This is a genomic window from Isachenkonia alkalipeptolytica, from assembly GCF_009910325.1.
GTDB lineage: Bacteria > Bacillota > Clostridia > Peptostreptococcales > T1SED10-28 > Isachenkonia > Isachenkonia alkalipeptolytica.
The window spans coordinates 13,027-28,196 of record NZ_SUMG01000008.1 but is presented as its reverse complement, the minus strand read 5'-3'; the positions used below and the strand labels follow the sequence as shown (position 1 = coordinate 28,196).

At 40.7% G+C, this 15,170-nt stretch carries 12 protein-coding genes and 1 riboswitch; of the genes, 1 reads left to right on the top strand and 11 read right to left on the bottom strand.

Going from position 1 to position 15,170, the window contains the following annotated elements; all coding sequences use genetic code 11:
• Positions 1-156 precede the first annotated feature (156 nt).
• The 11 genes from phaZ to ISALK_RS07980 all read right to left on the bottom strand — a co-directional run bounded on the left by phaZ (position 157) and on the right by ISALK_RS07980 (position 14,412).
• Positions 157-1,041: an intracellular short-chain-length polyhydroxyalkanoate depolymerase gene (gene phaZ, locus ISALK_RS08030; protein ID WP_160721033.1), complete on the bottom strand. Its 885-nt coding sequence runs from the start codon at positions 1,039-1,041 to the stop codon at positions 157-159.
• A gap of 37 nt (positions 1,042-1,078) precedes the next feature.
• Positions 1,079-2,101 (bottom strand): branched-chain amino acid ABC transporter permease, encoded by a 1,023-nt coding sequence (locus ISALK_RS08025; RefSeq protein ID WP_160721031.1) that lies wholly within the window; start codon positions 2,099-2,101, stop codon positions 1,079-1,081.
• Positions 2,098-2,964, bottom strand: a complete 867-nt coding sequence (locus ISALK_RS08020) for a branched-chain amino acid ABC transporter permease (RefSeq protein WP_160721028.1) — start codon at positions 2,962-2,964, stop codon at positions 2,098-2,100. The genes ISALK_RS08025 and ISALK_RS08020 overlap by 4 nt, the downstream gene beginning before the upstream one ends.
• An 11-nt stretch (positions 2,965-2,975) precedes the next feature.
• Positions 2,976-3,683: an ABC transporter ATP-binding protein gene (locus ISALK_RS08015; RefSeq protein WP_160721025.1), complete on the bottom strand. Its 708-nt coding sequence runs from the start codon at positions 3,681-3,683 to the stop codon at positions 2,976-2,978.
• Positions 3,661-4,437 carry an ABC transporter ATP-binding protein gene (locus tag ISALK_RS08010; RefSeq protein ID WP_160721022.1) on the bottom strand — a complete coding sequence of 259 codons (777 nt, stop codon included), beginning with the start codon at positions 4,435-4,437 and terminating at the stop codon, positions 3,661-3,663. Before ISALK_RS08010 ends, ISALK_RS08015 begins: the two co-directional genes overlap by 23 nt.
• A 29-nt stretch (positions 4,438-4,466) precedes the next feature.
• On the bottom strand, positions 4,467-5,684 hold the full coding sequence (locus ISALK_RS08005; protein ID WP_160721019.1) for a substrate-binding domain-containing protein: 1,218 nt from the start codon (positions 5,682-5,684) through the stop codon (positions 4,467-4,469).
• Positions 5,685-5,978: 294 nt separating this feature from the next.
• Positions 5,979-7,436 carry a sigma-54 interaction domain-containing protein gene (locus tag ISALK_RS08000; RefSeq protein ID WP_371723740.1) on the bottom strand — a complete coding sequence of 486 codons (1,458 nt, stop codon included), beginning with the start codon at positions 7,434-7,436 and terminating at the stop codon, positions 5,979-5,981.
• A 43-nt stretch (positions 7,437-7,479) separates the two neighbouring features.
• Entirely contained in the window at positions 7,480-10,485 is a 3,006-nt protein-coding gene (locus ISALK_RS07995) for a homocysteine S-methyltransferase family protein (protein WP_160721016.1), read from the bottom strand.
• 234 nt (positions 10,486-10,719) lie between these two features.
• A complete protein-coding gene (locus ISALK_RS07990) occupies positions 10,720-11,298 on the bottom strand; it encodes a hypothetical protein (protein ID WP_160721012.1) in 579 nt (192 codons plus the stop codon).
• 88 nt (positions 11,299-11,386) lie between these two features.
• A complete protein-coding gene (locus tag ISALK_RS07985) occupies positions 11,387-12,433 on the bottom strand; it encodes a PTS sugar transporter subunit IIC (protein ID WP_160721009.1) in 1,047 nt (348 codons plus the stop codon).
• 188 nt (positions 12,434-12,621) lie between these two features.
• A riboswitch (glycine riboswitch) is annotated at positions 12,622-12,728 on the bottom strand.
• Positions 12,729-13,194: 466 nt separating this feature from the next.
• Positions 13,195-14,412 (bottom strand): PQQ-dependent sugar dehydrogenase, encoded by a 1,218-nt coding sequence (locus ISALK_RS07980; RefSeq protein ID WP_160721005.1) that lies wholly within the window; start codon positions 14,410-14,412, stop codon positions 13,195-13,197.
• A gap of 294 nt (positions 14,413-14,706) precedes the next feature.
• Between ISALK_RS07980 and ISALK_RS07975 the strand changes: the two genes are divergently transcribed.
• Entirely contained in the window at positions 14,707-15,054 is a 348-nt protein-coding gene (locus ISALK_RS07975; protein WP_160721002.1) for a cupin domain-containing protein, read from the top strand.
• Positions 15,055-15,170: the final 116 nt, after the last annotated feature.

Sequence of the window (15,170 nt, the reverse complement as noted above, 5' to 3'; positions counted from 1 at the left end):
TCAGGAAATCTACTTAATCATGTATTTCAGGATCTTTTAAAGAATCAAAGAGATGAGTTCTAAAAGATCCCCACCACCTTTTACAATCTCTTCAGTAGATTTCTAATCACTTTATTGAAAAATAACTAACCCCTATCTTTGATTTTAAAGAGTCATTCACTCAATAAAACCCTCTATTTTCTCAATCAACTCCTCCGTTACATCGGTAATAGGTGAGTGCCCGGAGTCTTTGAAAATATACAACTCTCCATATTCACCAAAAGCCTTTGACGTTTCTTCCACCATACTCAGGGGCACTACATAATCCAACTCCGCTCCCAATATTAACGTTGGTTGCTTAATGTTGTTTATTTTTCCGTTCCCTTCCACCATTCCGTTATGTTCTTCGGATATGTTAAATGTGGCCAGAGCCCAGTCAATATCCACTAAGTTTCTTTGCTTTAATGTTTCTTCCAGGTACTCACGATATTTGTTTTCTTCCGGTTTATTTACCACATAAATCGCTGCATCCCAGATTTGTTTCATGGTATTAAAATCTTGATTCTCTATGGCTAAAACCGCAGGAAGTACTTGTACAGGATCTTTTGCCATCGCTTCTTTCGTCTCATAGAACTCTCCGGGAATAGGCTCACCTTTATCATTTTTTTTAAATAAGGGGTATCCCTTTGGTGATACGGACTCCACCAAAATCAACTTATCCACCAGATCTGGATAATCCGCTGCTAGTTCCATGGCAATACCGCCTCCTGTAGACCAACCGGCTACACCAAGGTCTCTTAGCTTTAAAATCTCACAAAACTCCGCTAAGTCATCGGCCAATTCCTTTAAGGAGTCAAAACGGCTATGATAACTGGATTCTCCCATTCCCCGCAAATCCACGGCGAATATCTTATACTTTTCCTTCATTTTCTCATAAACCGGCTCCCAGTGCTTTGAGGATGACATGTTGCCATGGATTAGGAGTAGGGTTTTTTCGCCGCCACCCACTTCCCGATAAAAAATACTTTCTCCATTGGATAAATCAACGGTTCCTAAATTCATTATTCTTCCCTCCAAATCTAATAGATCTTGCTTAGTATTATTTCTCGGCAGTTTGTTTAATTGCATGATTTTTTATTTTCGCTTTTCTTTTATCGGTGATGCTATAATATAATCCCATAAAACCCTTTGGCATAAATATTACAACGATTACATACATGGCTCCGAAAAAAAGTAGCCATCGTTCAAAAATCGGATGCACACTTCGAAAATTCAGCAACTGACTTTGTACAATGTTCACAAAGCCACTGCCAATAATTGCTCCATACAACGTCCCGGTTCCCCCAACCAAGGTCATTAGCAATGCGTTTAAGGTTTGTTGCACCGTTAGAAGCTCCGTATTGACAAATCTATTGAGCACTCCAAACATTACTCCTGAGAAGCCTGAAGCAATTCCCGCAACCTGAAGACCGATGAGTTTGTATTTTTCAGTATCAAAACCAAGGAACTCTGCCCGTTGTTCATTTTCTCGAATAGACATCAGTACCCTTCCCGTAGGTGAGTTGATAAATTGTCTTAATACTAACGTCATAACAATTAAAAAAACTAAGGCATAATAATAAAACATGGTTCGATCAGAAAATATCGGCGGGATTCGAAAACTCAGACCATCTGCACCCATGGTTACATCTCTCCAACGCTCAGCCGTATGTCTGACAATCTCTCCAAGGGCTAATGTTGTCATCGCTCCGGCTACAACGCTGGCAGCCCCGCCACCCTTACTTCTAAAAACAATTTTCCCCATAATAAATGCGGCTACGGAGGAATATACCAAGGTAATCACAATCGCTAACATAAACATCGGGAAGGTGTTTCCAATGTTGTTAAATAGAATACCCACAATATAGGCTCCGCTCCCAAAGAAAAGGGCATGCCCTAAGTTGATAAAGCCCATATATCCACGAAGTATATCATAACTCATTGCATAGATCGCCATAATAAAAATCCTACTGAATAATGTGGTAGTGGATAATGTGCTGACATGAGGAAGAATGAGTAATGCCGCTAATAAAAGCCCAAGAAATATCATCATATTTTTCGATAAGTCTTTTTTTAGAATCATTTCTTCACCGCCAATCCAAACAGCCCGCTAGGCTTAAATGCAAGCACAATAGCCATGAGTCCAACGTTTGCTACAGTTGCCAATCCTGGAGCAAACCACGCAACTCCGGAACCCATCAGACCTAAAATCACACTGCCACCGGCGGATCCGATAAAACTTCCCATTCCACCAACAACCACAACAATAAAGGCCAGTACCTGATTGTGCATTCCCGCTGTGGACGTCATGCTCCCTACCAACGGAGCATACAAAGCGCCGGCTAAACCCGCCAGAGCTGCTCCTCCGGCAAAAACTAAAGTGAAATAAGTATTGATATTAATTCCCAGCGCCCGGACCATATCCGGTCTTTGCACTCCAGCTCGTACGATCATACCGATTTTTGTTTTATTCAGTAACAAGTGTATTCCTACTGCAATAACCAAACCAATTGCGATTAAGAAAACTCGATAATGCACGATCACTACTCCACTTATATCCCAAGCACCGGCAAGAAAAGCAGGTCGTCCAATACTTAAGGGAGTAGCACCCCAAATTACTCTTACCAGCTCCGTGAAAATCACCTGTAGACCCAGGGTAATTAAGATCTGAGCCGGAACATTTCCATAAACTCGACTTACAAAAAACTTCTCAAAGAATACTCCCATGGCAAAAGCAACCACTACTGCTCCAAGCAGACCTAAAACAAAGCTTCCCGTTAATCCAAATATCCAAATATAGACGTAACCGCCCCAAATAAACAATGTACCATGGGTAAAGTTAACAACTCCCATCAAACCAAGAATAATAGAAAGACCTGAGGCCAAAAGAAACAGGAGGGCCCCTTGTGCCAATCCGTTTATCGCTAATGTAACAAATATATCCATAGTGACCTCCTTTATACAACACCTAGATGTTTATTTTGCAACTCTTTATCTTGCATTAAATCTTTAATATTTCCGCTTTCTACTGTCTTTCCTTCACTGATAATGAAAAATTTATCCGCAACAGCACAAGCCATGGCGAAGTTTTGTTCCACTAATAAAACCGTAGTATTTTGACTGATTTCTTTTAACGCATGAGCAAGCTTTTCTATCACTACGGGAGCTAACCCTTTACTGGGTTCATCAATCAATAAAATTTGATTCTTATTTACCAAAGCCCGTGAAATAGAAAGCATCTGACGTTGTCCACCGCTCAAGGTTTTAGCCATACGCTTATATGCTATTTTAAGATCTGGAAATAATTCAAGAATGTAATCCAGTCTCTCTAAGGTTTCCTTGTCCTCTTTCCACATAGCTACTTTTAAATTTTCTTCTATGGTTAAGGCATCAAATACCCCATAGTCTTCCGGAACATACCCAATACCCATTTTCGCAATTTTATGAGTCGGAACACCTACAAGGGATTTTCCGTTTAATTCAATAGAACCAGAACGGGTATCCACAAGATTCATTAAGGTTTTTAGAAAGGTTGTTTTCCCTGCTCCATTTCTTCCCAATAGAGCTACGGCTTCGCCTTTATTAATCTCCAGGTTCACATCATGGAGGATTGTAAATAAACCGATATAAGATTCCAAGTTATCAACCTTTAACAGCGAGCTCATCTAAAACACCTCCTCCTAAGTACGCTTTTAACACTTCGGGATCCTTTGATACCGTCTCCGGATCCCCCTCCGTAAGAAACATCCCATTTACGATGATAATTAGTTTATCAGATAAGGCTTTAACCATATCCATTTTATGTTCAATCAAAATTATGGTGGTACCGCTATTTTGAATATTTCTCATAATATCGATCATAACCGGTACTTCTTCAATGGCCATTCCTGCAGTTGGTTCATCTAACAATAGAATCTCAGGATCCAGGGCCATTACCATACCAAGTTCCAGTTTCCGTTGTTCTCCATGACTTAGTTCACTAGCTAAAAAGTCTTTTTTATCTTTAAGTAATACTTTTTCCAGAATTTCATCGGTTTTTTTATTTAAGTCTTTATATTTTCGATGATCAGTAAAAATTTTAAAGCCTATATTCTCTTTTGACTGCATTGCAAGGCGAACATTTTCAAAAGCCGTTAAGGCGCCGAATACATTGGTTAACTGAAAGGACCTGCCCATACCCATTTTGATTCTCTTTAGAGGGGACAGATGTGTAACATCCGTCCCCTTAAAGAAAACCTGTCCTTCTGTAGGCTCGAGGAGTCCGCTAATCAAATTAAACAGTGTGGTTTTTCCTGCTCCGTTAGGTCCTAAAATTGTAGTGAGTTTTCCTTTTTCTAGCTTAACATTCACTTTATTTACAGCCTTATGACCACCGAAGCTGATTCCGATATCTTTCGTCTCAATTAATATCTCACCCATAACCTACATCCTTTCTTTATGTCCTTGGTTTATCGAGGTGCCCCGTCAGGAACATTGATAGGAGGTGCAATATCCTCGCCATCTATGGTTCTTCTGTGTACCGGTACAGGATGATCTACCCCATCTTCCTCTGTAAGTTCTATTTCAAATAAGGGTTGAATCGCTTGATGATCTTCCGAGCGGAAATATCTGGTTCCGGTTGGACTCTCAAATTCCATCCCTCTCATAACTTCGATCAACTCATCGGTGTCCATACTTCCTCCATTTTCCTCAATTGCGGTTACAATGGCAATCGCTGATGCCATTCCTCCTGAAGTAAAAATATCCGGTGGCATATCATATTCTTCCTGATGTCTGTCCACTAGCCAGTCATTCACTTCATTATCGGGTACACTATGGTAATATACCGTAAATCCGGTCATGCCTACTAACGGGTCCATCATTCTAAGAGCTGCAATCTCCGGAGCCCCTGTGGTAATTTCAATTCCATAGTCTTCTAAGTTGTGTTCCATCAACTCTCCCCAGGGATTATTAGCTCCTGCCCAAATTACATAGGCATAATCCGGTGCTTCTTCTCGAATCCGTAAAATATAAGATGAAAAATCCGTAGTCTCTGCAGGAGGAAATTCTTGAATTACCAACTCGCCGCCCATTTCTTCTAAAGCTACTTCAAAGGGGGCTACCATAGACTGACCAAAAGCACTGTCCGGAGCCAAGGTTGCTACCTTAGCATCAGGATTAGCATTAGTGATAATTTCTGCCATAGCTCTGGCATCCTGAGCAGAGTTTCTTCCGGTTCTAAATAAGTAACGATTCCAGTCTGCCCCGGTTAAGCTGTCTGCCGCGGCGGGTTCTATCATCAGTATGGTTTCAAACTCTTCTGCCAGACTTAGCATAGCTCCTGCATCTGCTGAAGATGCGGGGCCAACCAGGATGTCCACGTTTTCTTCTTCTAATAAAATCAATGCCCTCTCCCTAGCAACTTCCGGTTCTGTTGCCGTATCTTCCCATAATACTTCAATCGGTCGTCCATCAATTTCCATAGTACCATCAGTTGCGTACTCTAATCCTAGTTCAAATCCCCGCTGCATTTGTTCTCCATAATCTTGTAGTGCGCCACTTAGAGAGGTAATACCACCGATTTTAATCGGTCCTTCTTCGGTATTTTCTTCATCCCCGCAACCTGTTAGAAAAATACTTGCCATCAATAATGTGATGATCAATAATACGAAAACTTTTTTCTTCACTTAAAACTCCTCCTTTAGAATTGTTTTGTTGTTTACACTGTATAATAAGCAATACCTATGCCAGTTTTTTAATATGTGAACAGATTGTTCAGCTTCTGTACAATATTTTGTTGTTGAATCGATTGAAATTTCAATATCTTTCACTTTGAAATATAGTTGATTCATATTAATTTTTTTTGTGTGATTTTTAGTAAAAAAAAAGAACTGTCTTAGATTCAGACAATTCCCTCCAAAGCCATGTACGAAAATCATACACTTGTGCTTTTTTCATACATTTTGGTTACCATTCTCTTTTTACAACCCAAACTCTTTAATTTTATCATAGAGACTGGATCTGGAAATCCCCAGTTCCTGAGCCGCTCTTACCTTATTACCCATTGTAAGATAAAGAGCTTCTTTTATGATATTTTTTTCCATGTTTTCTACGCTCTTCTTTAAATCGGGGATCTTTCTGTTATCTGTCCTCACATTATTCTCAGCAGGTCTTTCTTCTTCTAATAAATAAATGGGAAAGTGCTTAACCTGAATTGTTTCGCCATCACAAATATTAATTGCCCGTTCTAAAACATTCTCCAGTTCCCGAACGTTACCAGGCCAATTATGATTTTTTAATATATCCATGGCTTCTTTTGAAATGCCTGTTACGTATTTGCCCAAATGTCGGGATATTTTTTTTATAAGATATTGGGATAATTCTTCGATGTCTGCAATACGGTGCTTAAGTGAGGGAACCTCAATGCTCATTACATTCAGTCGGTAGTACAAATCTTCCCGAAATAAATTCTTTTTCACTTGTTCCTTAAGATTTTTATTTGTAGCTGCAATTATTCGAATATCTATTTTTACCGTCCGACTGTCACCCAGCTTTTGAATTTCTTTTTCCTGAATAACTCTAAGCAACTTCACTTGCATATTCATAGGTAAATCCCCGATTTCATCCAAAAAAATGCTTCCTTTGTGGGCCAATTCAAATTTACCGATCTGGCCCCCTTTTCTTGAACCGGTAAAAGCGCCTTCAACATAGCCAAAAAGCTCAGATTCTAAAAGTTCATAGGGAATCGCCCCGCAGTTCACCTTTATAAAAGGGCCGTCTTGGCGCTTGCTGTCATTATGAATCGCATGGGCAAAAAGTTCTTTTCCGGTTCCGCTTTCTCCCGTTATTAAAACCGTGGACTCGGTTTCCGATGCTTTCGTACCGAAATGTTTTGCTTCTTTAATGGCTTCGCTTTCGCCAATAATACTCTCCCAACTATAGTGCGCTCCCTGAATTTTTTTAAGTACTTTTTTATAATGTTTTAACTCCGTGGTCAGTAGTTCATTCTTCTCTATGATCTGTTTCAGTTCTTCTATGTTATCAAATAAGACCATTCCGAAGCCGTATTCCGACTCTCCCTTTCGGTTCAATATAGGGATCCTATGAACTATGGCGGTCTCACCGTTCTGAAAGGTATGTTTCCAGGCAATTTCCGATTTTTTTCTCTCCATCACGTAGGGAAATCGGGTGTTTCGATTGATCTCTCCCACAGTTTTACCTGTGGCCTTCTCCTTCGTTACTCCCAAAAAGTCAGCAAAGGACTGGCTGATCATTAAAATTTTGGAATAGGCATCTATCAAAATAATGGATACCGGTATGCGGTCAAAAATAGAGTCCAGCACATTGATCACATTCTCATCTACTTGAATATCCTTATTTTGATTTATTCCCGCGGACTCTGTTCCTTCAAACACTTTTGAAACACTCCATTTATTCACTTAATCTCCCCCTTGTTGTGACAATCGGTTTATGAAAACAGCGTTATAGCAGCCAAGTTTTCACCCGGTGAACGCCCTCCCTAGCATCTTTTGCATAGGCATCTGCTCCTAGTTCCCGAGCATAGTCTTCCGTCAGTACCGCTCCACCCACAATGATCTTGCATTCGGGGTGCTGATTTTTAATCGCTCTTATTGTTTTTTCCATAGATCCTAAAGTAGTGGTCATTAAAGCTGATAAACCAACAACTAAATACTCCTCCCTTTCCATTTCCTCTAAAATCACTTTAGTTTTCACGTCTTTTCCCAAATCCTTGACGAAATAACCATAATTATCTACCAAAGTCCGAAAAATATTTTTTCCGATATCATGCAGGTCTCCTTCTACGGTTGCCAACAAAATTCGTCCTTTTTTCTTGGCATTACCATCGGAAGTCCCTTGGTTGATCAATTCTAAACCGGATTTTAGAACTTCCGCCCCTTGGATCAGTTGAGGCAAATACACTTCTCCCTGATCATAACGATTTCCTATCTGATCGAAGGCTTTCAGTAGCTCCTCTTCAATGAAGTTCTCATAATCAGCCAGATTAAAGAAATGCTTTTTTATCCACTGAAAAATTTCCCTTCTAAATTCCCGAGGATCACCATCCAGCAATAAACTTTCCCAGGATTTTTTAGGTGTTTTTTCTTTGAGTTCTCTGCTTTTATCCTCTATTCGATTGAAATAAAATGAATTTGAGCCTTCTTCATTCAAGTTTGAAAAAGTACGGAGGTAATTTTTCCCTTGGGGATCCTGATTCGAAAGAAGCTTAAATAAAGTAAGACTCTCATTCATACCGGGATCTCCAGGGTCCATCATTAGTACGTCCAGGCCTTCATATAAGGCTAAGGTTAAAAAACATTGGTTGATTTTACTTCTTTGCGGCATTCCGTAAGAGATGTTGCTTAATCCGAGAATGGTTTTACAGCCTAAATCCTTCTTAATCATTCCTAAGGCCTTTAGGCTTTCGGTTACCTGCTCCGGTTCGTGGGCTACGGTCAGAGCTAAGGGGTCGAAAATGATTCGTTCTTTTGGAATATCTAAAGCTTTAGCTCGACGCAGGATTTTCCCAGCAATTTGAATTCTTCTATCAGCGGTTTTAGGTATTCCCTGTTCGTCAAAAGTTAAAGCAATAATGCTGCATCCATATTTTTTTGCTAAAGGGAGTACGTTTTGTAAGGATTCTTCCCCACCGTTTACGGAATTAATTATCGGTACACCGTTATAGATTCGAAGGGCGTTTTCGAGTGCCTGCACATTGGAGGTATCTATCTGTAAGGGTAAGGGGATCACCTGTTGGATAGCTTCAATTACCTCGGGAAGCACAACATCTTCCGGTACGCCGGAAGTCCCGGTATTAATATCTAATATATCCGCCCCCTCTTTTTTCTGAAGGATCCCTTCCTGTATAATGCTGCTATAATTTCGACTTCTCAACGCGCTTTCAATAAAAGGCTTTCCTGTGGGATTGATCCGTTCACCAACTATAACGGATTCTTCAATGAACAGTCCTTGATTGTAGGAACAGGTAAAAGGATAAACCCTTTCTCTTTTAGGTGACTGATAAACCTTACCCCGCAGTTTGCTTTTTACTGCTTCAATCGTCTTAGGACCGGTTCCACAACACCCTCCGATAATTTGCACTCCCAGATCCAATAGTTCTTCTGTGAAGGCGGCATAGTCCTTCGGAGCTAAAGGGAATCGATCCTCTCCCTTATGATGTATGGGAAGGCCTGCATTTCCCTGAACCATTACGGGTTTTGAAAGATAAGGGATGCTCTCCCCCAACCAGGGGATTATTTCCTTCGGACCTACAGAACAATTGATGCCCACAACATCAGCACCAAAGGCTTCCAGGGCACGAAGAGCAACCTTCGGTTCCAGTCCGAGAAAAGTTCTCCCATTTTTCTCAAAGGACATGGTGGCAAAAACCGGAAGGTCCGTTTGCTCCTTCGCCGCAAAGATCGCCGCTTTTATTTCGTATAAATCTGTGAAAGTCTCCAGTAAAATCCCGTCTACACCTTCTTCTACCCCAATTTTGATTGTCTCGTGAAAAAGTCGGTAGGCTTCTTCGAAGGAGAAATCCCCCTGGGGCTTCATAAGCACTCCAAGAGGTCCGATATCTAAGAAAACCTTTTTCGGTTTTGCTTTTTTTGCTATTTCTATACCTTTAGTAAGGATCCTTTGTAATCGATCTTTGTTTTGAATTTTCAAGGGGTTTGCGCCGAAAGTGTTCGTGGAAAGGTATTCTGAACCCGCCTTAACATAGGCTTCATGGGCCTTATATACTGCCTCTGGATGAGAGATATTAAGTGTTGTTAGATTCTCCACATGTTTAAATCCTTGCCGTTGCAGTTCCGTTCCCAGCCCACCATCGAAAAGTATTGTTTTTTCATTATGATGAAAAGTGCAATGCTCTCCTAAGGAACAATCATCACATTTCCCGTTATTCTCCATACCGATACTATTGCTCAAGGGAATAACCCCCGTGATTGTTTTTCTTGGAATCAACAAATGATGCTTGGTTATATGAATTCCCAAGTGATTTTCTGAGTCCAAAAGCTCAAGAATTTCCTTATGAAGACTTAATGGACAATCTCCATAGCCGGGACTAAAAGAGTTGAAAACACCCTCCCATTCCTTTTGCAACTCTTGTCTCAAATCTTCCACAGCAACTTCCGTATACACACTGCCTATGGCCTCAAAAGCCAAACCTTCCAAGGTAGATCGAGTTTTCCCTTCTTCAATCATCCTCTCCATTTCCTCTCCTAAAGTCACAACAAAAACTGCACCATGACTGACCTTGTTAAAATATTTTCTTAAGTTCTTTCCGGAGATGATCCACTCTAACTCTTTTTTTGGAAAAACCTTCAATGCACTTTTGGGTTGTACTTTTTCCCTAACTCTGGAAAGGCAATTTTCCAGTAGTTCCTCTAAGTCATTCGAAAGGACTCCATCGGGGTGTCCCATATAACGAAGTATCTTTTTTCGATCTTCTTGTAGTAATCGCATCTCCACCCCTCCTTAATCCGAAATTTATCCTTGCCTTGATTTAAGTAATTTCTCCAACAGTTCCTTTTACACAAGTCGGTCCGTTAAGTAGTCCTTTCCTTGAAAAAAATTCTCCCTAATACCCATACCCTCATTCGTTTTAAAGATAAATTGAGTGTATTATGAATCTTTAAAACTGTCAATTCCAATAAGGATTTTTTTATCTTCGAAAGCTATTACCCCAAAACGAAACAATTACCCTACATGTAAAAAGGAGATTATCGTCGCTGTAATACCGATTACTGTTCCAAGTAGTAATTCACTTATATCATGACGTTTCAACTTTAACCTCGACCAAAAGACTAATGGCATCACTAAAAATACCAGACCGGCTTTAAAACCAAAGACAAAAGTTATCAGAGTTATCGGTCCCGAAACTCCACAGGCATGGCCGCTAGCCTTTTTTCCAATAATAAAGTTGGTAACCGACAATAGAATACCTGCCACAAGGTAAACCATAAACAATGCCTTCACACCTTGTGGCGCTTGTAAATATAATGTCCCTAGAAATCCTAAGACCTGTCCTGTCACCCCAGTGACAAATGCCAGATTCCGCTCCCATGTTCTTCCCTTTGTTCTGAATTTAGGAACCAAATATTTTATAGCATAAGCACTGGAGGGTACGATCACTAAAAAAACAATGGACCAGATAACCCAAAACTCCTGTTTATTATAAAAAGAAAAATCAATAAGATATATACTCATAATAGTTAATAAGGCTACCATCGGTACTACGGTTATGACGCTGATTCCTAAAGCCAGTTTGTTTTTCATACACTTCTCCCCCTCTTATGATTCATCTGTTTTTCTTTGAAAACTGTATCAGAGGAATATGAACTGAATATGAACTGTAAAGCCCGGTTTAAACGGCGGAGGCTTCCATGGGGTTATTGGATTCTTTTCCTTCTTTTTTTCCAATTCGTGGTTGATAGTTCCTAAAGGTTTTTGCACCGATGATTCCTGCAAGGATCCCTCCTGCCATGGCAAACACTAAAGAAAGGAATACCGTCAGAGGGCTATTAAATGCAAAGGGGGCAATAAGGCCGGGAATTGGAGATGCGGTACCCGGTGCGTGATTCACTATACCGAAATACGCTGCAGAGAGTCCTGCAAGGGCTCCCCCTAGAAAGTTGGAAAGATAAATGGGAATAGCATTCGCACTTACTATATCCGCCTGAGTTAACGGTTCCAACATGATTGCCAGGCTTTGACCACGGTCTCCGAGTTTCAGTTTTGAAAAAACGATTCCGTTGGTGAACGCACCGCCAAAGGTGGCAATGGCTGCAATGCCCATAGGTAGCCCTGTAAGGCCCAACATAGCAGTAAGGGCCATGGAACTTAACGGTGAGGTGCACATTACCTTCATAAGCCCTCCTAAGATAATGCCCATAAAAAGTGGTGACTGCAGCGCGGCTACAGAGATCATCTGACCAATACTGGAAAGCGTGGAATCCACCATAGGCCCACTGCTAAGGGCAATTATTCTCGCGAGTGGAGCTACTAATAATGCCCCAAATATAACATTCATTCCCGCAGGTATGCGTCGCTCAATATGGGGGGTGACTAAACCCAGGATGTAACCTGCAATGAATCCCGGAAGAATTCCCGCTCCTCCCACTGCTACGCCCGCGGATACCGCAAGGACAGGATTCACTTTCATTTGAATCATTGTAAGAGCAACCGCCGCGACTCCTCCCATGCTCCCGGAGACTTTGCCTACTTCTCCAAGAAATGCAATGTCCAGAAAATCTCCGGTAATATACAAATGGATGGCCTCCACTAAGAAAGTGGCAATCGCCGCACTGGCCAATCCGGACATAGCCTCTTGACCCTTAGGGGCCTTAAGACTAAAAATCGAAAAAATCAAAAGCATTGCAATTAACATCATGGTTCCAAGTAATATTTCCATGTTCCTTCCTCCTCATAAATTTATGTAGTATTCCTGTGACTAACCTTTAACTAACTTAATATAGTTTTGAGATTATTCCTTTCAGTAAAGCTGTAAATCCCCTCCTTCTTTTTACCGATTTTCCGGATTATTTTTAAATTGACAACAAAAAAAGGACGGAGAAACAATCGCACGCAAATTAAACATGCCTATTGTTCTCTGTCCTTTGTATCTGAAAGTTTCATAAGGATTCTTTGTTTTAGATCCCTTACTTGCTTCGTCGACGACCCCTCGGGTACTCTCCAGAGTTGTGTCCCGGTATTTGTACATAACCTGAAAGCTTCGGTACACCTTATGGCTTAGTGTCCCTTTCTCCTACGGTATGGGCTTTACCCATTCTCCAAATACCAATCAACCACATATAAAGTTTTAATCTGATTTCATCATAACGAAATTCATTCGAAAGGTCAATGAATTTTATAATATATAAGAAATTTAAGTTAAAAAGTGTACCAAGGGGTCGGACCCCATGGTACACTTTTCAGCCTTTTCTCCGAATAATATATTGCAGCAACGTAAAAAACAAAGATAAGACCACCATGGCGAACCAGGGGATGATAACAACCATATTGCCAAAATCAAATCGCCAAACCCACTTAATAAAAATTTCAAAAGGAAAGTAGCGGAATCCGAACAATAGTAAATTTACAGCAACTGTTAAAATGAGGGATAATATTATCATTCGTTTAATATATTCTAAGAATTTCACGCTGACTGCTCCTCTACTCTAATAGTATTGGTGTAATTCGTATAATCCGATCATCCTCCGATGCGGGGACCCCTCTACCATCCCGGTTGTTTGTAGCGATATATAAGGATCCTTCATGATAAACTACGGTCCTAATTCTACCGTAATCCTGAAACAGGGCTTCCTGACGCAGGAACTCTCCTTCCCGGTTAAAGTCAATACGCATAACCATATTGCCTCTCAATCCTGCAACATAAAGGGATTCCTCCACAAGATCTTCATGATGATAAAAGTCCATCCCTGAAGGGGCCAATGTAAATTCTGTATAACATACTACCGCTTCCTCAAAATCCGAGTCCTCTTCATCGCAGGTAATCTCGGGCCAACCGTAATTGCCTCCGGGATGTATATGATTGATCACGTCTAATCGCGTAGGCCCGTGCCCACTGGAAAAAAGCTCTTCTGTCCCCGGATGCCAGGCCAACCCCTGGGGATTGCGTATCCCATAGGCGTAAACCGGACTCTGATCAAAGGGATTGTCTTCGGGAATTCCTCCGTCGGGATGCAATCGTAAAATCATTCCTGCCAAAGAATCCACATTCTGGGCAAGTTCCGGATCCGCAGCGTCCCCCGTGGCAATATAAAGCATTTCATCGGGACCAAATTTGATCCGCCCGCCATTATGAATTCTTCCTCCAGGAATACCCTCTATTACCACTTCTTCTTCTCCTATTTGGTCTTCTTCAAAGGTATAACGAGCAACACGGTTGTAAAAATCCCCATCTTCCCGGTAGGTATAATATAAGTACAAATAAGCATCCTCTTCAAATGTCGGACTAAGGGCCATTCCTAGTAGGCCACCTTCCCCCGCATGCTCTACGGAATGAATCGTGGCAATTTCCCCCTCGTCTAAAATTTTAACCCGACCGGGGCGTTCTGTAACCAATATTCTGCCGTCGGGAAGATGAACAATTTCCCAAGGGATCTCAAGATTCTCTGCAACCACCTCGATCTCATAGTCGATATTCTCTATAGAGTGTCTTTCGCCCTCCTCTTCCCTAACAGGTTCTTTTTCATCTCCCTCTTCATCCCTGTGAGCGGTGGAATCTTCCCCGGGAAGTAACTCTTCCTCGAAATCCGGAGCAAAAATCGTTCTTGCTAAAAAATAATTAACAGCCCCGGTTTGCCACAAGAGAATTCCGGTCACCGCAATTACAAGTACAATCCATAAAGCCGTTCTTTTTTTCTTCATCTCTCTCCCCCTTATAATTCATTCTATTGATTTTGTTTTAATTATTTTCACTCTTTCTCTTCACTATGCTTTACTATGCATCAAAAAAAGTTGACTCGTCTTACCCTTGGATTTTCAATTAAGTACACTGCTTGACATTACATTTTATATTTTTAAATTGCCTTACATTTATATATACCACAATTTTTAAACGTTATCCCATGGAATTATCCGCGATAAGATTTTTTCCGATAATTTCGGGTACAAATAGAGCAAGGTAAGACTTAAATTAATAATCGAGAAGGAGATGAAATTATGGCAATCGGAGATATTAATGAGTTAGAAGCTAAAAAAATGAATCATCCGGAAGTAAAAGATGCTACTATGAAAGTCGCAATTTCTCCCAAAGAAGGATGGGAAGATCATGTGATGCGGATTATGGAAGTGGAGCCCGAGGGTTTCACACCGAAACATAACCATCCCTGGCCCCATATTAATTATGTAATCCAAGGAAACGGCACCTTATTGCTAGATGGTATGGAAAACCCTATTAAAGCAGGTTCCTATGCTTTTGTTCCCGCTGAAAAGCTTCATCAGTTTAAAAATACCGGGAGTGATACGTTAAAGTTTATTTGCATCGTTCCCGTAGAAGGTCATCAATAACAACTACTCCGTTTTTTAAATCATAAAACCTCCCTTTCAAGATTTTATATCCTATAGGGAGGTTTTATGATTTATTTTACTTCATTAAACAAAACTATTTAGCCGCCAAGCGGTTA

Bases quoted from the DNA above. Each gene is read 5' to 3' on its own strand.
- phaZ (WP_160721033.1), bottom strand. From the start codon at position 1,041: ATGAATTTAGGAACCGTTGATTTATCCAATGGAGAAAGTATTTTTTAT.
- ISALK_RS08025 (WP_160721031.1), bottom strand. From the start codon at position 2,101: ATGATTCTAAAAAAAGACTTATCGAAAAATATGATGATATTTCTTGGG.
- ISALK_RS08020 (WP_160721028.1), bottom strand. From the start codon at position 2,964: ATGGATATATTTGTTACATTAGCGATAAACGGATTGGCACAAGGGGCC.
- ISALK_RS08015 (WP_160721025.1), bottom strand. From the start codon at position 3,683: ATGAGCTCGCTGTTAAAGGTTGATAACTTGGAATCTTATATCGGTTTA.
- ISALK_RS08010 (WP_160721022.1), bottom strand. From the start codon at position 4,437: ATGGGTGAGATATTAATTGAGACGAAAGATATCGGAATCAGCTTCGGT.
- ISALK_RS07995 (WP_160721016.1), bottom strand. From the start codon at position 10,485: ATGCGATTACTACAAGAAGATCGAAAAAAGATACTTCGTTATATGGGA.
- ISALK_RS07990 (WP_160721012.1), bottom strand. From the start codon at position 11,298: ATGAAAAACAAACTGGCTTTAGGAATCAGCGTCATAACCGTAGTACCG.
- ISALK_RS07985 (WP_160721009.1), bottom strand. From the start codon at position 12,433: ATGGAAATATTACTTGGAACCATGATGTTAATTGCAATGCTTTTGATT.
- ISALK_RS07980 (WP_160721005.1), bottom strand. From the start codon at position 14,412: ATGAAGAAAAAAAGAACGGCTTTATGGATTGTACTTGTAATTGCGGTG.
- ISALK_RS07975 (WP_160721002.1), top strand. From the start codon at position 14,707: ATGGCAATCGGAGATATTAATGAGTTAGAAGCTAAAAAAATGAATCAT.